Source organism: Borrelia coriaceae, from assembly GCF_023035295.1.
Taxonomy (GTDB): domain Bacteria; phylum Spirochaetota; class Spirochaetia; order Borreliales; family Borreliaceae; genus Borrelia; species Borrelia coriaceae.
In genome coordinates this window covers 186894-209926 of sequence record NZ_CP075076.1, presented here as the reverse complement: position 1 = coordinate 209926, position 23033 = coordinate 186894, and the positions used below count along the sequence as shown (strand labels likewise).

The window sequence follows — 23033 nt, the reverse complement described above, 5'->3', positions numbered from 1 at the left end:
TACTTTAAATCAAATATTTCTATATTTCATTTCTATATTTCATAGTGTCTTGAGATCAAATTTATTTTTTTCTTTAGTTAAAAGTGTAATGAATCTTATTATTTCTTCTTTTTGTTCGGGTGACATGTTCTGGTCTTCTTTTAATGCATCTGATTTTGAATAATAAGTAATATAGCATATGGCTGGTAGTAATGTTTCGGTTTTAACTGCTTCTAGCTTAAATAAAAGTTCTGGTTTGATATTTTTATGTAATATTTTAAATACTCTTGTTCTTGAAGTTAATGATTTGATAAAAATATATGATTTACAATAATTTAATTTGTGGGTACTTGTTTTTTGAATTTTTATTATTTCTTGAGGTACTGTGATTTTATCTTCATCAAGATGTAACATTATTTCTGATATGAATTCGAAATGTTTTTTATCAATATTTGGATAAAAGGATAGAAAATATACAAATATTTGATTTTGAATTTCAAAATTTTTTCTTTCAAAAAAGTTTTTTATTTCTTTTGAAAATTTTGCCTTATCATCTTTATCTGCATAGATGTAAAATGCAATCCATCCATATGTGTCGATTTTTGTTGTATTGTCTTTGATGTAATTTATTACATTTTGTAGGAATATTTTTTTTATATGTTTATTTTGAAATATTTTTGAACTTGTATATGGGTTAAAGTTCATCTTTTCAAAAGATACAAAAAATTCTTCTGCTTTAAATTTTGATGTGATGATATTTTTGATATTTGAATTTAGATTGAGTAGTTTATGCGTTTCAATATATTCAATTGCAAGGATAAAATCTTTCCATTCATTTGGCACTTTGTCTTTAAAAAACCATTCTAGGTATTGTTTTATGGCAGTTTTTTCAAGTGAAAATAAATAAGTTTTTAAAGTATTTTGAAAATTTTTTGGGGTATAATTTACAAATTCACTTAGAAAGTAGTTGAAACTAGAGTTTTTATTTGATCCTTTATAAAAAATTTCATTAAGACTCAAAGTTTTGATTGTTTTTAAATATTTTAAAATTTCATCGTACTTTAAAGTTAAAACTTCGTCTATTATGTATCTGTAATTTTTTGTTAAAATTTTATTGAAAAGTGATTTTGATAGACATCCTACTGGCCAGTAAGTTAAAATGAGTAATTTTTTTAGTTTAATGACTCTACTTTGTTTATTTTTTAAGCTTGATTTAAATAATCTTTGGAATGATTGATTATATTTTAGTATGTGTTTAATTTTTTCCTTATTTCTATGTTTTACAGCTATTAATATATCTATTGTTGGTTCTAGATTATCTGTTTTTAAGTTGCTAGAGAAATTTAATATTAATTGTTTATATAATGTTTTTTTCTCTTGCGTGTGTGTATTATTATTTTGTATTTCAATTATTTTTAGAAAATTGGTGGAGTTTAATTTATATGTTATCCCAGGCCTTTTGCTAATAAGATTTGTTTCTTTTTTTATTTGTAGTAGATTTTTTTCTTTAATTATGTCTAATATCCAATTCTTTATTCTTTTGTCTTGTATTTTCTCATAATAATATTCTTCAAGTGTGATATTTATTTTATTTTTTTTAGGTTCGTAATCTTGACTTATTTTAATAAGGTTCTTGATTTCTTCTTCGTTAAGTTTATAAAGTTTTGATAAGATACTATATCTTAAAATTTTTTCTTCTATATTTATATTTATGTATTTTTTTAGTGTGTTAAGAGCATCATAGAATTTATGATATTTAGTTACTATCTTCATTTAAGTCCTTAGTGAATTTTTGATGATTTGTAATAATTTATCATCTCGTTTTGCTATTTTGATTATTGATTCTAAATATCCTTCGATATTGCCTATATCAAGTCTTTCACCTTCTATTTTTTTGTATAGTACTTTGTTTTCAGACATTAGTTTTTTTAAAGCATAAATGTGGTGATATTCTCCTTGTTGGTGGATCTTAAACCCTTCTTCTAAAAATTCGAAGAATTCATGGGTATATAAAAATCTTCCAATAGATGCTTTGTTGCTTGGTTCTTTTCCAATTTCTGGTTTCTCTACTATGTCTTTTACATGGATATTATCTTTGTTTAATGCTATTACTCCGTATCTGTTAATGTCTTTAAGATTTTCGATGACAGACAATATGTTTTTTCCAGTTTTTTTGTGTAATTCTATTAGTTGTGCTGTTAGGGGTGGGGATCCTATATGTAAGTCGTCGGGGTATGCAACTATTACACTTTTAATTCCTATCCAAGGTTTTGCCTGTAGTAAAGCATGACCTGTGCCCATCATTTCATTTTGTCTTACAAAACTAATATTAATATTTTTGAGTTTTATTTTTTCTAGCAAATCGTTTTTACATTCTTTTGTAAATACAGTTTCAAGTTCAATTTCTCTATCAAAATAATTATCCAAGACCCCTTTTCTTCTTGAGGTTATTATTAGTATTTCTTTGATTCCAGAACTAATAAATTCGTCAATAATATAGTCGATGGACGGTTTATTTAAAATTGGCAACATTTCCTTTGGAATAGTTTTTGTTATGGGTAAAAACCTTGTTCCATATCCTGCTGCTAAAATAATGCCTTTCATATTTTGTCTCTTTTAAATAAAATTATATCAAATATTTAGATTATAAATATTTGATTTTTTTTTAAAATGATTTAGAATTTGTCCTTATGCATGTTAGTGCAGGTAAGTATAAGGGGTGGAAGGTTGTTTTTCCTAAAACAGGTGTTGTACGTCCTGTGATGGCTGTTGTTAGAGAAGCATTTTTTTCTATTCTTTTTAATCAGATTGTAAGGTCAAATTTTCTTGATGTATTTGCAGGTACGGGGATAATGTCTCTTGAGGCTTTAAGTAGGGGCGCTAGTCTTGCTCATCTTGTTGATTGTAATAGGTTTTCTAAAGATATTTTAATTAAGAATTTTGAGGTTGTGAATGAACCTTACAGGTTTTTTTTCAGGAAGGCTGAGTTGTTTCTTAGTAAGAATGATCTTTTTTATGACCTTATTTATCTTGATCCTCCTTTTAGCTATTCTTTTAAAGAAAATCTACTTAAAATCATATCGGAAAATGAAAATTTAAATAAAGATGCAAAAATTATTATTCATTATCCGTCAAGGGAAAATTTGGACAACAATATTTTGAGACTTTCTAGATATGATTGTAGAAAATATGGAGGCTCAAGGCTTGATTTTTTTAAAGTCGAATCTTGTATTAGAATCTATTAATCTTGCACAGAAGTCAAGAGTTGAAATTCATCATTTTTAAGTTCTTCAATATTGTGTCTTAATTCAAATTGATCAGAATTTTTGAATGGACTTGTCTTAGTTCCTCCATCTTGTCCCTTTATAATGATTTCTTTAGATTCAAGATTTAATAGTATTTCTCCAATTTTATAAGATTTATCCTTTTGTTTTATGATAGATAAAATAGGTAAAATGCCCGTTGTGTATTGAAAAACAACTGCTTTAAATAAAGGTTCATTGCAATTCTTTATGTATACATCTACTATTGTTCCATAGTCGAATGGTGCAAGTATTTTTAAAAAATTTTTTAACATTTCTATGTCAAATTTTTTGTTTTTTAAATATTCTTCTGGTTTATCTTTTGTCCAATGATATTTTTCACTGTTTTTAGTTAAAAATTCAATAGCTTCTAAAGGATTAACCGGTTCTTTGATTATTATAGGATTCACCATTTCGTCGTAGACATCTATTATGCAAAAAATTCTGATGAGTTCATGGATAAATTTTTTTGTTGGTGTTTCTGTATAATGTTTGATGTTGAGATAGTTTTTTTGTCCATTTATTATCATTTTTGTAATGGCAGAAATATCTTCTCTCATTCTGAATAGATTTTTAGCAATATTAATACCTTTCTCCATAAGTTCTATTTTGGACATTTCTTTTTCTGTTATATCTTTATTCTTAAGACTAATTTTGTCTCTTAGTTTTTGTAATATTGTGGTATGCATGAGCCCAATTGGGTGTAATAACACCCCAAGTGCAGCTTGCAGTATAATATCATTATCGTAAAAAAATTCTGTGAATTCTGTATAGTGTGATTTGTCAATAAAAAATTTTGAAGTTGATCTTGGTGCGTCTTTTGCAGCCCTTTCTTTATTTAGCTGTGCAATAGTTATTAAAAAGTAGATTGTAGTATCAATTGCATGTGTTAATATGGAGTCGCCTTCTGTTTTTATTTGTTCTCCGTAAAATTCATAATCCCTTCTTACTGAGTGTAGATATAATTTTTTTATTGTTTTTGTATTATTAGGATTGTCTTTGTCTGTTAATTTTTGAAAATTAAAATAATCATAGATTTTTAGTAATATCTTTTGAATAGAGAGTATTTTGTGTTTTGGTAAAATCTTGAAACTTCCCTCAATTATTTCCTTAAAGTAGATAGGATCGGGTTCTCTTTCCATTAGTGTATTTAAATTAATTAATGTTTTTTTCCCAGAAATTGTAAACATTTTGTCTTTTTCTGAGAATGGTTTATATATATCACCTAATGCTTCTTTTAGCTCTTCTTTTAAAGAATTTATTTCATTGTTTAGGAGTTCTTCATTAATTATATTTATTAATGTTTCATGTGGAATGTTTTCATAATTGTTTATTACTGATATGTGTGGAACATTACCCTTGTGTAAAAATGTGATTATTTTTTCATTTACTCTTGTGCTTAATTTGGCCCAATTCCCAATATTTGAAAAAATAATATCCTTTTCTGTTAAATTTTCTACTTTTTTTATTTCTTTGAGAATCATTAGAGGCCCTCTTGTAAGTATTGTTGTTTAAAGTAATTGAATTTATAATGCAGGGATTTTATCTTATGCTTTAGCATTTAAGATACAAACATGCCTCCTTATTGTATCAGTTTGTATAGTCTTTAACAATTTAGACTTAAGGTTTACTCTTATTTCTTTTATAGTTGGCCTACATCATAATAGAAAAATTCTTTTATTTATATTGCCACCGAGGAGAATCGAACTCCTGACACAAGGATTTTCAGTCCTATGCTCTACCAACTGAGCTACAGTGGCTAAATCTGATTTTTGACATCATTAATTTTTATTAACAAAGATTATTTTTTCATAAACAAAGTTTTTTGTCAATGAACAATAATTTGATAAAAATTATCCTTGTTTGACTTTTTTTAAGAGTATATTTATTGTCAAACATATTAAATAGCTATTTCAAGGTTTTAACTTTGAGATATAAAAAAGAAGTAAAATTTTTTTATATCTCAAAATTAAAAGTTTTTTTATTTATCTTTTCCTAATTATGGTTATGTTAAGTATATAATAATGGATATTTTATATTTTCATAGTAATAATTTGGCTTAACTTTTATAAATTTTTCATTAAAGCTTAGTATGTTTGACATTATCGTTATCTTTTAGATATTTTTTGAAATGGCCCACAATACACAATTTAAGTATTTGCCCATTTTGTATAATTTATTTTTTTGCTTGTTTTAATGTGTGTTTTTTTAATTTTTATTCATTTGATGTTCTGTTTTTAAATAAAATAGTTCATATTAAATTTTTTTATTATGTAAGTATTTAAAGAAATCCATATCTGTTGAGAATATTTTTCGTTTATCTTTAAGTGTTGTTTTGTAACTTTCTAGTGCTTGCCAGAATTTATAAAATTCAACATTTTTGCCATAAGCCTTTGCATAAATTTTTGCAGCTTCATGATCCCCTTCCGCTTTGATTTTAGCTGCTTCAGCTTTTGCTTCACTTAATAATTTGAGCTTTTCTTTTTCAATGCTACCAAGGATTTCCGTTTGCTCAGCAATTCCTGTACTTCTTTGTTCTTCTGCAATTTGTTGTCTTTCTGAAATCATTCTATTATGTACGGAGTCAATTAAGCTTGGATCATAACCAATTTTTCTAATAAGAACATCAACAATTTCTATTCCAATGTCTTTTGTATTTTTATTGGAAACTTCAATTATTTCATTTTCAATTATTTTGCGACCCTTTGTGATTTTGTAGGTTGTATTGTTTGTAGTATTTTGTGGTTTTAAAATTCCATCAGATAGACGTTGAATTGGATCGTTTGAGCTTCTAATGATTTCGAGTAAAGGATATTTGGCAATAACACCTCTGACGGCAGGCTCAATAGCTGCATTGATTATTGTGGAAGCTCTGTTCATTGTTTTGATTGCTGTATAGAATTGATTAATGTCTACAATTTTCCATCTAGCAGTTGTATCTATCCATATTAATTGTTTTTCATCTCCCCCTGTTGGAATTCTTTGAGGTTCTCCATCCCATCTAAGTATATTTTTGGGAAATATTTGTACACTTTCAATAAATGGGATTTTATATTTAAGTCCTGCTGTGTTTTCAGTTCTTTCAATTTTACCAAGCCTTGTGGTAATTGAAATTTCATTTTCTTTTAAAATATAGAGTGGTTGCATTATGGCTAATAATATTAAGCTAAATACTAATATAAAAGATAAAATCTTAACAATAGAAAGTAAAAATATTAGTATATTTTTCATTTTACTTAACCTCCTTAAATGGAAGAAAATTATTTAAGTTTTTGTCGATTATTTCAATATTGTCTTTACTTTCAAGAATTTCTCTCATTGCTTCGTTATAGATTCTCTCTCTTGTAATTTCTGGATCTTGTATGTATGCATTGAGGATAGCGTTAAAGATAGCAGTTTCTGCAAGTGCGCTATTGATTCGGTTCTCTTTATATCCTTTAGCTTCTTCTATCATTTTAAGCGCTTCTCCTTTGATTTTTGGAATGATTTGATTAAATTTTTTCCTCCCCTCATTGATAAATTTATTTTTATCTTGGATTGCAATATTAACATCTTCAAATGCTTCATAAACTTTTCCTTTTGGTGGCATAGCATTTCTGATTTGTACTTGCACAATATCAATGCCTAAATTATATTTTTTTATAATTTCATTCATGGATGCTCTTACTCCTTCTGTGACACCAACTCTATTATCGTTAATTATTTCAAAAATAGTATTGTCCCCAATTAATCTGTTCATTGATGATTTTGCAATGTCTGTTATAGTTCTTGCTGGATCTTCTACTTTAAACATGAAAGAATATGGATCACTGATTTTATATTGTACTAACCATTCAACCTTAATTATATTTAAGTCACCAGTGATAATGATTCCGTCATCTTCGTTTAAGTTAGTTCCTGTGTGATTATTTGTATTAAAACCAAATTTGACTTCTTGTACAATTTTTACTGGTACAATTAATTTTTCTTCAATTAACGGAATTTTTATATGTATTCCTGATTCAAGTGTTCTATTGAGTTTACCAAGGCGCAGTACGATGGCTTCATCAGATGGGCCTACCACAAAAACGTTTGCAATGGTTATTAGTAATATTATTACTAATACAATTAGAATTATCATATATTCATATGTTTTATTAAAAGCTTTTAGAATATTATTTAACATGTTCCCTCCTTTTTGTTATATCTTTTTAAGATAAATATGTATTTTTTGGTTTCTTTATATTCTAATTTTTCTTGTAAGGTATATTTTTTGTTGAGATTTGACTTTAAACAGTAAAAAAGCATTTTCCAAGTATGTTGATTCATTTTTATTCCTTTTCGAGTTTTTTAAATGTTATTTGTTTTATTTTGTGATTTTGGATTTCTTCTATTAAATATTCTCCATGTTCTGTCTTAACCTGTTCCCCGCTTGTGGGTATTTTATCAAGTAAATCCATGATGTATCCTCCAATTGTGTTTATATACTCTTTGTGTTGAATTTTTATTCCAACTGTTTCTTCAATCTCGTCAAATGTGGTTTCACCTGATATTATGTACGTGTTTTCGTCTTGTTTTGTGATAAGTTGTTTTTTTTCTTCGAAATCATATTCATCAAATATTGCACCAAAAATTTTCTCTACTATATCTTCTATTGTAAGTATGCCTGAAAATCCTCCGTATTCGTCTATAACGATAGCCATTATTTTTTGCTTTTGTCGCATGATATCTAGTATATCTTTTATTCTTTTATTTTGTTGTACGAAAACAGCGGGTTTGACAAATTTAATAATATTTTTTTCAAAATTTTTTTTACTTATTTCAATTAGGTCTTTAGTTATTAAAATGCCTATTATTTGTTCTCTGTTTTGACCTTTATATACAGGGATTCTGGAATATCCTTCTTTTTTAATTAATTTGATTTTATCTTTTAATTTTGATGTGCTTGAGAGTGAGAATACTTCTGTTCGATGTGTCATAACCTCAGAAGCTCTAACTTCTCCTATATTTAACATCTTTTGCATGAATATCCTGTCATCATTGTCTAAAATTCCTAATTTTTCGGCCAAAAATAACATATTTTTGATGCTATCTTTAGTCATTTTTTGACTCGCTTTTATTTTACATAGGCTTAGTAAAATTTTTACTATTCCATTAATTGCATATATTATTGGTGTTAATATGATTGTTAATATTTTGAGTAAGATTGAGGTTGATAAAACTATGCTCTCATTATTTAAAATTGCAATTTGTTTAGGAAAGATTTCTGAACAGATAAGGACTATGACTGTTATTATTCCAGTTGATAATGCAAGTGCATTGTTTCCATATTTGTCAAGGACAAATTTTGTTGTAAGGGCGCTTGCTGTTATATTGGCAATATTATTCCCAATTAGAATTGTTGTTACAAGCTTTGATGGATTTTGTGCTAAGTTGTATACTATTGTTCCTAGTTTGCCTTTTTTCTTTATGTCTTGGAGTTGAATAAGGCTTAATGATGTGTAAGCTGTTTCTGATGCCGAAAAAATGGCTGATAGTATTATAAATATTAATATAATTATTAATTCCAACATAATTATTATTTTAATTTATCTTTAAATCATTTGCTTTAATTTTGTTTTTATTTGAAAAAAATGCATTGACTTTTGCTTTAAGGTTTATAAGGCGCCGACCGGAATCGAACCGGCAAATCAAAGTTTTGCAGACTTTTCCCTTAGCCATTTGGGTACAGCGCCACTTTAAACATTAGTTAGTTTATTAAAAAATATTTAAATTGTAAACAGTATCTTTGCATCTTTTGTGGTTGTAATTTAACTTTTTAAGTATTCTCTTTATATATTTTTCTATAAAAATAGGTTTTATTTTTGTAGAATTGATGAATATGAATAAAATAATTCTTAATGATGTTTTATCTAAGTTAGATAAGAGCCTTGTAAAGGAAATTATAGGGTCTTGTGAAGTAGAAATATTGGGGCTTGCATATGATTCAAGATGTGTTTTATCTCGTTTTGTATTTTTTGCTCTTCCAGGATTTCATTTTGATGGTCACAAATTCATTGAGTCAGCAATTAAACGGGGTAGCAATGTTATTGTTCATACTCATGATATTGATTTTTATGATGCCGATGTGACATATATTAGAATTGATTCTTGTAATATAAAAAGGTTTATGTCAAATTTTGCTCATATTTTTTATGATGAGCCTTCAAAAAAACTTAAAATTATTGGTGTTACAGGAACTGATGGTAAGAGTTCTGTTTGTTTTTATATTTATACTCTATTAAAATCTATAGGTGTTAAGGTTGGGTTTATTTCAACTGTATTTTTTGAAGATGGCAGTGGAATTTTAGTTAAAAATCCTTATAGACAGTCAACTCCAGAGTCAACAGAAATTCATTTAGTTCTTAGTAAAATGGTAGAGAATAGTGTTGAATATGCTATTATTGAGTCAACTTCTCATGGTCTTGATATTAGGACATCAAGACTCATTGATATTGCTTATTCGGTTGCTGTTTTAACTAATGTTAGCCATGAACATCTTGAATTTCATGGTACTATGCAGCATTATTTGAATGCTAAACTTAATCTTTTTTCTTCTGCTAATGCTAGTGGTGGTTTTGGTGTTATCAATATGGATGATAATAATTGTTCTATCTTTTTAAATGCGATTAATAAGGCTTATACGTATAGTTTAACAAATAAAGGTGCTGATTTTTTTGTAAGTAAAGTTAGGGAACAAATGGGTTTTATTGAGTTTGAGTTTTATCATAAGAATGTTAAATATGATGCTAGAGTTAATTTAATTGGTAGTTTCAACGTTGAGAATGTAGTTTCTGCTTTGATTGTTGTTAGTAAAGTTATGAATGTTGATATGTCAGAACTTATTGATAAGCTTGTCAATATTAAAGGTCTTTGTGGCCGAATGCAAGGTGTTGATTTTGGACAAGATTTTTCTTTAATTGTTGATTATGCACATACACCCGGGGCTTTTCTTAAAGTTTTTCCTATATTTAAAAAACTTACAAAAAATAGATTGATCTCTGTTTTTGGTTCTGCTGGCGAGAGAGATATTCTTAAGAGAAAATTGCAGGGCGAAATTGCTGATAGATATTCAGATATAATAATACTTTGTGATGAAGATCCAAGAGGTGAGGATAGTATGCAAATAATTAGTGACATTGCGGAAGGAATTTTAGAAAAGACCTTAACTAGAGATTTATTTTTCATTCCTGATCGAAAAAGTGCAATTGAAAAGGCAATAAACATTGCTCATGCTGGTGATTTGGTGGTTATTCTTGGAAAAGGTCATGAAAATTCAATAATATATAGGGATCGCAGTGTTTTTTGGGATGAGCAAGCCGTAATTGAGGATATTATTTTTGGTTTGAAAAACAGGAGTTGATTTTATGAAAAAAAATCTTATGTTGATATTTGGAGGGGTTTCTTTTGAACATGAAATTTCTCTTAGATCTGCTTATGGAATTTATTCAGCGTTTATGAAGCTTGGTAAATATAATGTATTTCCAAGTTTTATTGACAAGATTACTGGGGTTTGGTATTTATTAGATTGTGTTCCTGATGAGCCTAAATTAATTAAACGAGATAGCTCTTTTATTGTTAGTTTAATTCCTGGTTGTGGGATATTTGTAAATAATAAAGATCTTAAAATTGATGTTGTATTTCCCATTGTTCATGGAAGAACAGGGGAAGATGGTGCTATCCAGGGATTTTTAAAAATAATGGATATTCCTTGTGTTGGTGCTGGTATTTTGGGGAGTGCTATTTCTATTAATAAGTACTTTTGTAAACTTTTGCTTAAAAGTTTTGATATTCCTTTAGTGCCCTTTATTGGGTTGAAAAAATATGATTATCTTTTAGATAAAGAGGAAATCAAGAAAAACATAAGTCAACATTTAAGTTATCCTGTGATCGTCAAGCCCGCTATGTTAGGTTCTTCAATTGGGATAAGTATTGCATATGATGATACTCAGATTGAAAAATGTATTGAAGAGGCTTTTAAGTATGATTTAACAATTGTTGTAGAGAAGTTTATTCAAGCAAGAGAGATTGAATGTGCTGTCATGGGAAATGATCAGATTAAGATATTTACTCCTGGTGAAATTGTTATACAGAATTTTGTATTTTATGACTATACTGCTAAGTATGCTACTATTCCTGGGAATTCAGTGATTTTTAATATCCCTGCTCATCTTGACACAAAACATTTATTAGATATTAAAGAATATGCGTTTTGTGTTTATAAGTGTTTGGAACTTAGGGGTATGGCGAGGATTGATTTTTTGATCGAAAAAGATAATGGCTTGATTTATATTAATGAAATAAATACAATTCCAGGGTTTACAGATATGTCTATGTTTTCTAAGATGTGTGATCATGATGGTCTTGATTATGAGTCTTTGGTTGATGCATTGGTAGATTTGGCTTTCCAAAGTTATGCAAAGAGAAAAGAAAGAATTGATTTTAATCGGTTGGAGAGCTAATTTGGTTTCCAATTTTTTAAATTTTCAATTTCCTTATCATTTTGGAGTTTGAAAAAGGGATCTTGGTTGTATTGTTCAGATTTTGGAAGTATTCCTGAGGATTTTATTGTATATGAATAATCTATGTTAATATTTTTAACTTCTTTTTTTGTTTCTTGATCGTATATTTTTACTTGGTTCTCATTGATATCAAGGTAAGCAAAAACATCATATTTAATTGCTATTTGACATTTAACAGTAAAAGTTATGTTTATTGTATTTGATTTGATATTATTTACTGTGAATATTATATTATTAGATGCTATTTTATATGGTGTATTGCTTTGATATATGATAAGTTCGGATGCATTTTTTAAGCATAGATTAATTTGTTTTGTAGTCTTATTCGTTTTAATTTTAATTTCGTAGATAGTTCTCTCGGCAACATTTGTTTTGTCAAAGGTTAACTTTATTAAGTCTTCTTTTATTTTAATTTCCTTTTGTGCGTATTTTTTATTCTTATCTAAGTTAAGATTAAAATCTTTGGTTGAGATTTGAATTGTATTTCTGTTATCTTGTAGGTATTCTATTTGAATTTTATTAATTTTTTCTGGAAATTTTATTATTTGATTTATTTTTATTGTTGAAATTTTTTCTATATCATATGATATTATGGTAATGGCAATTATTAAAAAGAGAATTATAAATTCAATTTTTTCAGATTTTATGAATTCTTGTTTTAGTTTATCAGTTTTATGTTTTAAATGTTCTACAATGTTGGTAAGTATTATTGAAAAGAGTGAGATTGATATGAAGTAGCTTAGTGCAATCGGTTTTGCTATCATTAAAGTTGTTTGTATTGATGTTATTAGTATAAGGTTTATTATCCAAATAAGCATTATCATTATCTTTTTTAAAGATTTTGTTTTATTAGGAATAATTAAAATTAGTATGTTTTTTAAGAGTATGGTTAAAATAAATTCTATTTTGATGTATAGTATCATAATAAGTTCGGCTACAGAGATTAATATTGCTAGATATTTGAGGTCTTTGGGGGGTAAATGTATTTTAAGGTTGTATGTGAAATAAGATATGAGGTTGAAGTTAAATAATATGAGAAAAAAATTTACTAGGTATATTGGATTTATCATGTTATAGTCTATGAAATTTTCATATACTTTTAGTATTTTGCTTGTAAGCAGAGTAGAAGTATATGTACTTAGGAATAATATAAGAAATAGTTTTATAATTTTATGGTAATTTTCTTTTGTTTTTCTAAATATGATACTAGTTTTTCTAAATTTTGTGATGAACATTAAGATGGTAAAATTGAAGACAGCATATATTATTATGATAAGTGTATTTTCATTTATTATCCACTTTTTAAAAGGAGTATTAATAATTATATAGTGCAGTTCATTTTCTTTTTGTATATTTTTTGGGAATTTGATTGCTTCTTCAATTGATTTATAAATATTACAAAAATTGTTATTTTTAGAATGCTTTAAGAATGATTGCTCTTTGTTATTGCTTATTATTAAAATTGGAATTTCTTCTTTTAAGTACAAATTGTATATTTCATTAATGTGTTTATCATTTATTTTTGATACGTTGAAGTTTACTTTATTATTTTCAAATGTTCTTATAAAATTTTCTAAAAAGCTTAAACTTGTTTTTGAGTTCATTATGTTTGATTGATTTTTAAGTTCTATTAAGTTATTTGTTTTGTCTTCATTTAAAATTAAGTATATTGTGTTTATATTTTTTTCAAGTGCATTGTGATTTAATAATAATCTACTACTTATTGTTGATATGTCTTTGTTTAAGTCGTCTTCTATAAAATAAATATTTAGATTGTTTTTAATTTTTTTGTTTTTAAAGTTATTTATTAGTGTAATTGCAATGGCAATTGCTAGGTTATTTTTTAGATCATGTTTGATCTCGATTGGAACAATTATATTATAATTAGTTGTCTCTGTTCCTTTTATTTTGACATGAATTGTTTTTTCTGAATATCCGGTAAATCCAATTTCTTGAAGTGAGTGTTTTTTGTATTCAATTCCATTTTTTAGAAAGTATTTTTTTATGTAATTATAAATGTTTCCTATTCGTTTTATTTTTTCTGATGAGTCTTGTAGTGTATTAATTTCTGTGATATGTTGTCTTATTTGTTTGTTACATTGTTCTATTTCATCTGCTTTTATTATCTTGTGTGAAATTAGCGTGTGTATTATTAAGAATAATATCTTAGTTATCATAATTTTTTATGTCTTCTTCTACTTGCATTATTTGGAGTACGTTTGGATTTTCTTTAAGTGAGGTAAAGATCATGGATGTGTTTTTTGCATTTGATGAGATAATAATATTAATTATCCCATGTCCATTGCCACAATCTTCTATTTTTTCACTAATAAGTCTTATGTCAAAAGTTGTAAAAAGCGTATCTAAGTAATTAAAAAGACCTTTGAAGTTTTTTAAGAATATTATAATGTGATATACTTTTCTTGTTGGTGTTGCTTCCCATTCTACTTCTATAAGGTGGCTTTTTCTTTGATTTATGATTTCTTTACAATGTTCTTTGTGAACTACTATTGTATCTTTTTGTATTATTCCAATGATATTTTCACCAGTGAGTGGATTACAGTCATAACCTATTGTAATGCTTTTTATTTTAGATTTTGTTAAAGATTTAAATAGACTGAAAAGTCTTTTTTGTTCTTTATTTTCTCCAATAAGATATGCAATTATGTTATTATCTACAACTATTGTATTGTCATTTTTATTAAGCCAAGATCGAATTTTTGATCTTGCTTTTTTTGTTCTAACACTATGAAGCCAAATTACATTAGGTTTGGCTTCTGGAGAGGTAAATATTTCAACAATTTGCTCATTTTTTAGTGGTTTGGTTAGTGAGCTAATTTTGCCATTAATTTTTGCATAAAGCGCTTGATCTCCAATATCTGTATGTATTGTGTATGCGAAGTCGATTGAATTTGAACCAAATGGAAGCTCTACTATTTCTCCTTCTGGTGTATAGACATATATGAATGTGTTTAATAGTTCTTTGTGTATATCATGCATTGAGTATTGATTTTTGTTAACTGATTCTTGTTGCCATTTTTTGATTCGGTTGATGAATGATATATCATCAGCTTTGAATTCGACTTGTTCTTTGTAAAGCCAGTGAGCAGCAACACCATATTTAGCAATCTTATCCATTTCTTCTGTTCTGATTTGGATTTCAATCAATTGGTTATCTTCAGGTATTCTGACAGTGGTATGTAAGGATTGATATTTATTTTCTTTAGGTATTGCTATGTAATCTTTTAGTCTTCCAGGTATTGGTTTCCAGACTTTATGTACAATTTCTAGTATTTCATAGCATTCTTTTTGTTTTTTACAAATTATTCTTATTCCCAGAGTATCGAAGATTTGAGAAATATTGTTATTTCTTGTTTTCATTTTTCTAAATATTGAATAAAAATGTTTTGAACGTACTGTGATTGTGACATCAATACCAATTTTTTTAAGTTCTTTTTCTATGATCAATTTTCCCTTATATAATTTTTTTTCTCTCTCTATTTTAGTTGTGGACAAAAAGTTTTTGATTTCTTTATATTCTTTTGGGTAGAGATATTTTAATGATAAATCTTCAAGATATATTTTAAGAGATGAAATTCCAAGTCTTTCTGCAATTGGTATATAAGTTGCAAGACAGTCCCTTGCAATTCTTTCCCTTCTGTTTTTAGGCAAGTGAGAAAGGGTTGCCATATTATGTAATTTGTCTGCAAGTTTTATGATTATTATTCTGATATCATGAGTCATTGCAAAAAACATTTTAGAGATGGTATTTGCTTCTTTGATTGCTCTTGTTTTATTGTGTAAGTCATGAATTTTGGTTACACCATCAATTAAACTTAAAACTTCTTGGTCAAATTCTTTAATTATTTCTTCTTTCTTTACACTTGTGTCTTCAAGCACATCGTGTAGTAGGCCAGCTATTATTGTTTTAAAGTCTAGTTGAAATTTTATAAGAAATAGTGCAACCATTATTGGATGGATTATATATGGCTCTTTACTTTCTCTATATTGTCCATAGTGCAATTGTTCTGATATTTCGAGAGCTTTAAATATTAATTTTTTTTGAATCTCATCTTGATAAGTATTGTCGACAGTTTTTCTAAAAATGTTTTTTAGTTTATCAATATCGTTGATTTTAAGTAGGTATGCAATTTCATATACTTGTATCATGCTTTATCCTTAGGACTAGCGCCCTTGCTCTGTTTTCGATATCATATATAGTTTTTAAATATTCAAAACCTTCCTGAATTGCAAACTGTCTTAAAGATTGCATTTGCCAGGGGGCCATTTCTATTATTAAGAGTCCATTTTTGGTGAGCTTGTGTTTTGCCTGTTTAATTATTTTTTTTGAAATCCCAAGTCCATCTTTTCCAAATCCTAAAAGAGCCACTCTTGGTTCTTGTGTTAATTTTTCTTTTATTCTTAGTTCATTTTTAGTTAAATAAGGCGGATTAGTGATTATTAGCTCAAACTCTTTGTTTATGTATTTTAACAGATCTGAGGGCTGTATTTCTATATAATTTTCTAATTTTAATTTTTGTACGTTTTTTAGTGATACTTTTAATGCTTCGTTTGAAATGTCTGATAGCATTACTTTACACTTGAGATAGTGTGCAATTGTTAAACCAATGCACCCACTACCGCAACATAAATCTAAAATTTTATTGAAATTGTGCTTTTTAATTTGTATTAAGGCTTCTTCTACTAAGCATTCTGTATCTGATCTAGGAATTAGTACGTGTTTGTTTATGTAAAACTCAATGCTCATGAATTCTTTTTTTTCAAGTATATAATGTATGGGTGTGCCTGATTTTATATTGTTTATTTGATGCAATAGTGTATTTTCTTCGTGTTTTGTTAAATTTTTATTTGTGTTTACAAGAATTAATTCTTTTTGCTTCTTTAAGATTTTTTCAAGTAATAATAAAATCTCAAGAGTATTTAAATTATGTTGTTTTGAACTCTTTATTGCTTCGTTTATTGTCATTAAATAAAACTTATGTTGGGTTATCTTTTAGTGCTTGTTCTTGAAACTTTAGAGCTAGTGTGTCTAAAAGAGAATCAAGTTCTCCTTGCATAATTTCTTCTAGTTTATAAAGACTAATATTTGCTCTATGATCTGTTACTCTGTTTTGTGGAAAATTGTATGTTCTAATGCGTTCAGACCTATCACCTGAACCTACTTGTTGCTTTCTATCATTTGAGCGTTGTTCTTGTTTTTTGAGGTTTTCAAATTCATAAAGTCTCGCTCTTAATATTTTCATAGCCTGATCTTTGTTTTTGTGCTGACTTCTTTCATTTTGACATTGTACCACAATTCCTGTAGGCAAATGTGTAATTCTTACAGCAGAGTCTGTTGTGTTTACATGTTGGCCTCCAGCACCAGAAGCCCTATAAACATCTATTCTTAAATCTTTTTCGTTGATTTCAATTTCGGTATCTTCAACTTCAGGTAGTACAGCAACGGTTGCTGCTGATGTTTGAAGTCTACCATTGGATTCTGTTATAGGAACTCTTTGAACTCTATGTACTCCACTTTCGTGTTTTAATTTTTTAAATACATCTTTGCCCTTCACCTCAAAACTTACTTCTTTAAATCCACCAAGTTCCGTTTCATTAAAGTGAATAAGCTCTGTTTTCCATTTTTTTTTCTCAGAATATTTTACGTACATGCCGTAAAGATTATGGGCAAAAAGAGCAGCTTCTTCTCCACCTGTTCCAGCTCTAATTTCAATAATGATATTTTTACTGTCATTTTCATCTTGGTGCAAGAGTAATATTTTGATTGTATGTTCAATTTCATCTTTTTTGAGGTTTAGATGGGCTAATTCTTGTTTTATTAATTCTTTCATTTCTAAGTTTTCTTCTTCGGACAAAATTTTTTGATTCTCATCGATTTGAAATAATATGTTTTCATATGCATCTTTTTTTTCTTTAATTTTTTCTAAATAGTTATATTCTTTTATTATTTTGGCATATTCTTTTTGATTTTTGATCAGATTTGGGTCTTGTAATTGCTCTTCAAGTATTTTTATTTTACTTTCGATGGGACTTAATCTTTCTAAAAACATCTTAATTTTCTCCTAATAAAGTAGTAATATTTTATCTTATTTTTGAATTTTTTTGTTATAATTGGCCATGAATTTATCTTATAGGCTTTATATACAATTTAAATAAATAAGTTTAAGTATGCAAAATTAAGTATATTTTTTTAATTTTTTATATAATATGTTTATTGAGATTGGTTGTTAAAGATTTAATAATGTTTTTATATTTTTATATAAATATGGATTATATGTTTTTTTAAAATAACATATATGATGTGGATGTTGTGTCTTTAATGAACCAGTTAAGAAGGGGTATTTATGTTAGACAAGAAACTTTTAGGTGATTTTGGAGATATCTCGCAAATTTCTAATGATGAGCTTCTTGATGTTACTGAAAAATCAAAAAGGGGATATCAGTTGATAAAGGAAGAGAGACTTACTGAAGCAGAGGCATTGTTCAATGATATCTTACAAAAGGATGATAATAATAATTATGCTCTTGTTGGACTTGGAGATATTGAGAGGAAGAAGCGAAGCTTTGATAAAGCTATAATTTATTATCAGAAATGCCTTGCTAAACATTCAAATAATAATTATGCACTTTTTGGTTTGGGAGATTGTTATAGAAGTTTAGGTGATTATAAAAAAGCTACAGATGTATGGGAAGAATATTTGAAATATGATCCTGAAAATATTACGGTTCTTACGAGAGTTGCTTCTTCTTATAGGAAATTAAAAAATTTTCAAAAATCTAGGCAAGCATATTTAAGAGTATTAGAACTCGTACCTGATAATGATTATGCTCTTGTAGGTATTGGACATTTATATTATGACTTTAAGGAGTATAAGGAAGCATTAAAGTATTGGCTTAAGATGTATGAAATAAATCAAGTTAAGATTGATGTTCGTGTTTTGACTTCAATTGGGAATTGTTATAGAAAATTAAAGGAATTTAGCAAGGGAATTTATTTTTTTAAAAAAGCTTTGGATATTTCCCCAAATAATTTTTATGCTATTTTTGGACTTGCTGATTGCTATAGAGGCAGTAAAGAGTATAATGAGGCTTTAAAGTATTGGCTTACTATAATAGATAGAGAACCTAAGAATAATTTAGTTTTAACAAGAGTGGGGGATACATATCGATACTTGAAAGATTATGATAATGCACAAATTTTTTATAAAAAAGCCCTTGATGTTGATTTTGATATGTTTGCTATACTTGGTCTTGCGCTACTTCAAAAAGAACAAGGTCAGTATGAGGAGGCATTAGCAGCTATAAAAAACTTGATAAAAACTAATCCTAAAAATTCCATATTATATGTTAATGCTGCTGAATGTTATGAGACATTAGGGCAAATTGAAAATGCTGTAGGTATTTTGTCAAGTTTCTTGCAACTTGGAATGAAGAATGTTACTATTATTGACTATATCAATAATCTTAAAAAGAAGATGGATGCATGAAGCTTGATTTTGACAGATCTATTTTTTTAGAAAAATTAATAGACACTCATGTTCATTTTAATGAGCTTAAAAAAAATTCTATAGATGTTCATTGTCTTATTAATGAATGTTTGAAAAATGGATTTTCTTATTTTCTTGACATTGGATTACATCCTAGTGATTTTTATGAGAGAAAGCAACTTTTAAATACTTATTCTAATATTTCATTAACGGTTGGGATTCATCCTTTAAATAAAGCTTTGAGAGATGATTTCGAATTGCTTGAAAAAATTTTAGCAAAGGAAGACGTTGTTGCTGTTGGTGAAATTGGGCTTGATTACCTTAAAGGAGTTAATAAGCATGAGCAGATTGAAGCTTTGAATGTTCAGTTAGATTTGGCTTGTAAATATAAAAAACCTATCATTTTGCATATCAGAGAGGCTTATGATGATGTTTACAATATTATTAAATCTTCCAATTTCATGGGCAGAGGGATATTACATTGTTATTCTGGTAATTATGAGTATGCTAAAAAATTTATTGATTTTGGATTTAAAATATCTTTTTCAGGAAATTTAACATTTAAAAATGCAGAACCTTTAAGATCGGTTTTAAAAAAATTAAATATTAAAGATATTTTAATTGAAACAGATAGTCCATTTTTAGCACCAGTTCCTTTAAGGGGCAAGATTAATGCTCCACTTTTTTTAGGATATACATGTCTTGAGATTGCAAAAGTTAAAAATTGTGATGTAGAGAATGTTGTAACTGTGTTGCATGATAACTTTAAGGATTTATTTAAAAATTTGATTTGACAATTGTTGTTTATTAATCCAACTTAAATATATGTTCAGTTTTAATGAAAGCTTATGTTGTTTGTTCGTAAATGTTAAATTCGTATTGAAAATTTGTATTAATTGCCTTTGTTATTTCAATTAAATTGAGTTCATTAATGCTGATTATGTATTTGGTATTAACTTCTTTAAAATCTTTTCTATTATTTCCAATAAATATGAATTTTATTTTTTGAAAGAAGGGTGATTCTGATAATTTCTTTAAAAAGACATGATTATTTCTCATTGAGAGTAAGATTATTTTTGTTATCTTGGGGGTAATTAAATTTTTCAGGTACAAAATGTTTTTATCATCTATTGTTACAATGTTTATATTTTGTTCTTTTGTACTTTCTTCCAAGTGTTTTAAGTCTTCTTGATTTAGTGTATTATCTTTTATGATTAATGAACTTGTTAAGTCTATTGAGGGGTCATTAAAGATAAAATCCATTGCTTTTTTTAATGAAAATTTTACTTTAGAGAGGTAAAAGGTTTTTTTTTTAATTTCATTGATATTAAATATTTCATTATTTGATTTATGCGTTAAGAGTATTTTTTTTACATTATTTAATTTGTTTTGAATGTTTTCAATATCTTTTTCATTGATAAAGAGTGTTTCATCTTGTATGAATGGGGCATTTTTAATGTTAAAAAAATACTCTGTGGCATCTGAAAAGATTATGACATAACTAAAATTTTTATCTGTGATTATTTTGTTGTTTTTACAATTAAAACATAGAATTAAAATCATTGCAATAATAAAAGTCTTTATTTTGTGTAGCATTATTTTAGAATTCCAATGGATTTTTTTTTGATGATTGTGATACTTAAAAGTATTATTGATATTATTAGGGCATACATTTGTTCATTAGTTAAAATTAGTACTTTTAAAAGTGTGATGATTGCCTCTAAGATTAATATGGGAATAAATATTAATTGATATCCATTTATGTTTTGTGTTACATAAAGATGTATTCCTTTTTCGCATATAATTGCTGTGAAAATTAGTTCTATTATATGTAAAAGTGGTAATTTGATATATTCATACGTTCCAAGAACTTTACTGTTTGTTATAATAAGTGCTAAATTTTTGGAAAATATTAATCCAAATGCAAAGTATATTAAAAATATTGGATTTTTCTTAAGAAATGAGTTTGGATTGAAGGTAAAAAGAAATGTGAATATGAATAATGGGAAAATGTAGTAATATACTTGTTCTTTGATGAATATTGAATGTGCTAATTTGAATTTTGTTTGATAGTTTATAAGTAGGTTCTTATATAATATGAATTCTTCTGTCAGGTATAATAAAGCAAAAAAAGTCATTGCAAATAATACTGATATTGCATTGATATAGTTTTGTTTTATTAGTTTTAGTTCGGCATGCTTTATTAGCATATATATTTTAAGGACTAAAGGTAGGCTCGTTAGTAAAAATATATTCATAATAATTAAATTTTACTTTTAAATTACTCATTAATCAATTAAATTTTTATTTTTTGGAGTCTTGCAAAATTCTTTTTATTATTGTATTCAAGAGATATGTGTTCGAATTTACTTTTTAAAGAAGGTATATTAAAATTAACTATTGATTAATGCTGTTTGAGGAGTGCGTATTTTTAAATGATAAATAGAAGTGCTGGTAAGGATAGGGATAGGTCGAGGTCAGGTGATAAGGAATTGAGAATTAATCATAAAATTAAAGCTCATGAGGTGAGGGTTATTTTTGATGATGGAACTCAATCTGTTTTGCCAATTGAAGATGCTATTAGATGTGCTAAGGATGAGGAGCTTGATTTGGTTGAGATTTCGCCAAATGCATTGCCCCCTGTTTGCAAAATAATAGATTATGGAAAATATAAATTTCATCAGGAAAAGCGTCAAAAAGAACAAAAAAGAAATCAAAAAATAATTAAGCTTAAAGAAGTTAGAATGCAACCAAAAATAGATACTCATGATCTTGATTTTAAATATAGGAATATTTTAGGATTCCTCAAAGAGGGTAATAAGGTAAAGGTTACTATAAGATTCAGGGGACGTGAGCTTGCTCATACTCATTTGGGCTATGAAATTTTAGAAAGTATTCTTGAGAGAGTAGGTGATTCTAATTATGTTTTAGAGTCGCCAGCTAAGATGGAGGGCAAAACAATGTTTTTAATTATTGCTCCTAAATCTAGGAAGTAAGTGATAAGGAGATGTGAATGTCAAAAATGAAAACATGTAAAAGTGCAAAAAAAAGATATGCTTTTACTTCAAAAGGTAAAGTTAAATACAAGAAGCAAAATTTAAGACATATTTTGACAAAAAAGTCTTCAAAGAGAAGAAGGAAGTTGGGTAAGTCAGGTTTAGTTTCAAGTGTTGAGATTAAGAGAATCAAAACCTTATTGCCTTATGCTTAGATATCGATTTTAAGGAGATTATATGGCTAGAGTTAAGAATGGGGTAGTGCACGTTGCAAGACGAAAGAGGATCTTAAAGAAGACTAAGGGTTTTTGGGGTACTAAGAAAAGTAATTATAAAAAAGCTAAAGATACTCTTCGTAAAGGCATGATGTATGCTACAAGGGATAGAAAGGCCCGTAAGAGAGATTTTAGAAGGTTATGGATTGTAAGGATTTCTGCTGCTTTAACTGGTATGGGAATTAATTATGCAAAATTTTTCGAAAGTCTTAAAAAGTCTAATATTAGACTTAATAGAAAGATTTTATCTAATTTAGCAATTGAGGATATTGAAACTTTTAAAAAAGTTGTTTATGAAATAAAGAATTAAAAGCTTCCTGGGAAGTTTAATTATAGGGATTAGAGTTATTTTTTGCGACATCTCACTAAATTTGGGGATTTAAGTATTTTTTTAATGGATAGTAATATAATATGCACTAAAAGTTAGAAATGA

20 protein-coding genes and 2 tRNA genes are annotated in these 23033 nt (G+C 27.2%); 8 read left to right on the top strand and 14 right to left on the bottom strand.

What is annotated here, in order from left to right:
* Positions 1-39: 39 nt before the first annotated feature.
* Together bcCo53_RS01015 and bcCo53_RS01010 are read right to left on the bottom strand one after the other, a co-directional pair.
* Positions 40-1752 (bottom strand): BB_0208 family protein, encoded by a 1713-nt coding sequence (locus bcCo53_RS01015; RefSeq protein WP_028328168.1) that lies wholly within the window; start codon positions 1750-1752, stop codon positions 40-42.
* Positions 1753-2583 (bottom strand): sugar phosphate nucleotidyltransferase, encoded by an 831-nt coding sequence (locus bcCo53_RS01010; RefSeq protein ID WP_025407875.1) that lies wholly within the window; start codon positions 2581-2583, stop codon positions 1753-1755.
* Positions 2584-2669: 86 nt separating this feature from the next.
* On the opposite strand from bcCo53_RS01010, the gene rsmD reads away from it, so the two are divergent.
* Complete coding sequence (gene rsmD, locus bcCo53_RS01005) at positions 2670-3224, top strand: 16S rRNA (guanine(966)-N(2))-methyltransferase RsmD (RefSeq protein WP_025407874.1); 555 nt, start codon at positions 2670-2672, stop codon at positions 3222-3224.
* On the opposite strand, the gene bcCo53_RS01000 is transcribed toward rsmD, so the two are convergent.
* The 6 genes from bcCo53_RS01000 to bcCo53_RS00975 all read right to left on the bottom strand — a co-directional run bounded on the left by bcCo53_RS01000 (position 3221) and on the right by bcCo53_RS00975 (position 8995).
* Positions 3221-4765: an HD-GYP domain-containing protein gene (locus bcCo53_RS01000; RefSeq protein WP_025407873.1), complete on the bottom strand. Its 1545-nt coding sequence runs from the start codon at positions 4763-4765 to the stop codon at positions 3221-3223. The two genes, rsmD and bcCo53_RS01000, sit on opposite strands and share 4 nt — an antisense overlap.
* A gap of 203 nt (positions 4766-4968) precedes the next feature.
* Positions 4969-5041, bottom strand: a tRNA-Phe gene (locus bcCo53_RS00995).
* A gap of 496 nt (positions 5042-5537) precedes the next feature.
* Positions 5538-6512: a protease modulator HflC gene (gene hflC / locus bcCo53_RS00990; protein WP_025407872.1), complete on the bottom strand. Its 975-nt coding sequence runs from the start codon at positions 6510-6512 to the stop codon at positions 5538-5540.
* A 1-nt stretch (position 6513) separates the two neighbouring features.
* The gene (gene hflK / locus bcCo53_RS00985; RefSeq protein ID WP_025407871.1) at positions 6514-7446 is read right to left on the bottom strand and encodes an FtsH protease activity modulator HflK; all 933 of its coding nucleotides are present in this window, start codon (positions 7444-7446) and stop codon (positions 6514-6516) included.
* A gap of 145 nt (positions 7447-7591) precedes the next feature.
* The gene (locus tag bcCo53_RS00980) at positions 7592-8833 is read right to left on the bottom strand and encodes a hemolysin family protein (RefSeq protein ID WP_028328167.1); all 1242 of its coding nucleotides are present in this window, start codon (positions 8831-8833) and stop codon (positions 7592-7594) included.
* Positions 8834-8922: 89 nt separating this feature from the next.
* Positions 8923-8995 (bottom strand) — tRNA-Cys (locus bcCo53_RS00975).
* A 146-nt stretch (positions 8996-9141) separates the two neighbouring features.
* Between bcCo53_RS00975 and bcCo53_RS00970 the strand changes: the two genes are divergently transcribed.
* Both bcCo53_RS00970 and bcCo53_RS00965 read left to right on the top strand, forming a co-directional pair.
* Positions 9142-10662: a UDP-N-acetylmuramoyl-L-alanyl-D-glutamate--2,6-diaminopimelate ligase gene (locus bcCo53_RS00970; RefSeq protein WP_028328166.1), complete on the top strand. Its 1521-nt coding sequence runs from the start codon at positions 9142-9144 to the stop codon at positions 10660-10662.
* Positions 10663-10666: 4 nt separating this feature from the next.
* Entirely contained in the window at positions 10667-11761 is a 1095-nt protein-coding gene (locus tag bcCo53_RS00965) for a D-alanine--D-alanine ligase (protein WP_025407869.1), read from the top strand.
* Here the strand turns inward: bcCo53_RS00965 and bcCo53_RS00960 are convergent.
* From bcCo53_RS00960 to prfA, 4 genes are read right to left on the bottom strand one after another with little or no spacing between them, the layout of a single operon-like run.
* Positions 11758-13998, bottom strand: a complete 2241-nt coding sequence (locus tag bcCo53_RS00960) for a hypothetical protein (RefSeq protein ID WP_028328165.1) — start codon at positions 13996-13998, stop codon at positions 11758-11760. The genes bcCo53_RS00965 and bcCo53_RS00960 overlap by 4 nt on opposite strands.
* Positions 13988-15991 carry a RelA/SpoT family protein gene (locus bcCo53_RS00955; protein ID WP_025407868.1) on the bottom strand — a complete coding sequence of 668 codons (2004 nt, stop codon included), beginning with the start codon at positions 15989-15991 and terminating at the stop codon, positions 13988-13990. The genes bcCo53_RS00960 and bcCo53_RS00955 overlap by 11 nt, the downstream gene beginning before the upstream one ends.
* On the bottom strand, positions 15975-16808 hold the full coding sequence (gene prmC, locus bcCo53_RS00950) for a peptide chain release factor N(5)-glutamine methyltransferase (protein WP_025407867.1): 834 nt from the start codon (positions 16806-16808) through the stop codon (positions 15975-15977). Before prmC ends, bcCo53_RS00955 begins: the two co-directional genes overlap by 17 nt.
* Positions 16809-16818: 10 nt before the next feature.
* Positions 16819-17892 (bottom strand): peptide chain release factor 1, encoded by a 1074-nt coding sequence (gene prfA / locus bcCo53_RS00945; RefSeq protein ID WP_028328164.1) that lies wholly within the window; start codon positions 17890-17892, stop codon positions 16819-16821.
* A 294-nt stretch (positions 17893-18186) separates the two neighbouring features.
* On the opposite strand from prfA, the gene bcCo53_RS00940 reads away from it, so the two are divergent.
* Complete coding sequence (locus bcCo53_RS00940) at positions 18187-19329, top strand: tetratricopeptide repeat protein (protein ID WP_028328163.1); 1143 nt, start codon at positions 18187-18189, stop codon at positions 19327-19329.
* A complete protein-coding gene (locus bcCo53_RS00935; RefSeq protein ID WP_025407866.1) occupies positions 19326-20123 on the top strand; it encodes a TatD family hydrolase in 798 nt (265 codons plus the stop codon). Before bcCo53_RS00940 ends, bcCo53_RS00935 begins: the two co-directional genes overlap by 4 nt.
* 52 nt (positions 20124-20175) lie before the next feature.
* Here the strand turns inward: bcCo53_RS00935 and bcCo53_RS00930 are convergent, their stop codons facing one another.
* Together bcCo53_RS00930 and bcCo53_RS00925 are read right to left on the bottom strand one after the other, a co-directional pair.
* Positions 20176-20925 carry a hypothetical protein gene (locus bcCo53_RS00930; RefSeq protein WP_028328162.1) on the bottom strand — a complete coding sequence of 250 codons (750 nt, stop codon included), beginning with the start codon at positions 20923-20925 and terminating at the stop codon, positions 20176-20178.
* The gene (locus bcCo53_RS00925; RefSeq protein WP_025407865.1) at positions 20925-21587 is read right to left on the bottom strand and encodes a hypothetical protein; all 663 of its coding nucleotides are present in this window, start codon (positions 21585-21587) and stop codon (positions 20925-20927) included. Before bcCo53_RS00925 ends, bcCo53_RS00930 begins: the two co-directional genes overlap by 1 nt.
* A 177-nt stretch (positions 21588-21764) precedes the next feature.
* On the opposite strand from bcCo53_RS00925, the gene infC reads away from it, so the two are divergent.
* Genes infC through rplT form a run of 3 tightly spaced genes read left to right on the top strand, consistent with a single transcriptional unit; the run spans position 21765 to position 22910 of the window.
* The gene (infC, locus tag bcCo53_RS00920) at positions 21765-22325 is read left to right on the top strand and encodes a translation initiation factor IF-3 (RefSeq protein WP_025407864.1); all 561 of its coding nucleotides are present in this window, start codon (positions 21765-21767) and stop codon (positions 22323-22325) included.
* Between the two features lie 17 nt (positions 22326-22342).
* Positions 22343-22540, top strand: a complete 198-nt coding sequence (gene rpmI, locus bcCo53_RS00915; RefSeq protein WP_025407863.1) for a 50S ribosomal protein L35 — start codon at positions 22343-22345, stop codon at positions 22538-22540.
* A gap of 22 nt (positions 22541-22562) precedes the next feature.
* The gene (rplT, locus tag bcCo53_RS00910; RefSeq protein WP_025407862.1) at positions 22563-22910 is read left to right on the top strand and encodes a 50S ribosomal protein L20; all 348 of its coding nucleotides are present in this window, start codon (positions 22563-22565) and stop codon (positions 22908-22910) included.
* Positions 22911-23033: the final 123 nt, after the last annotated feature.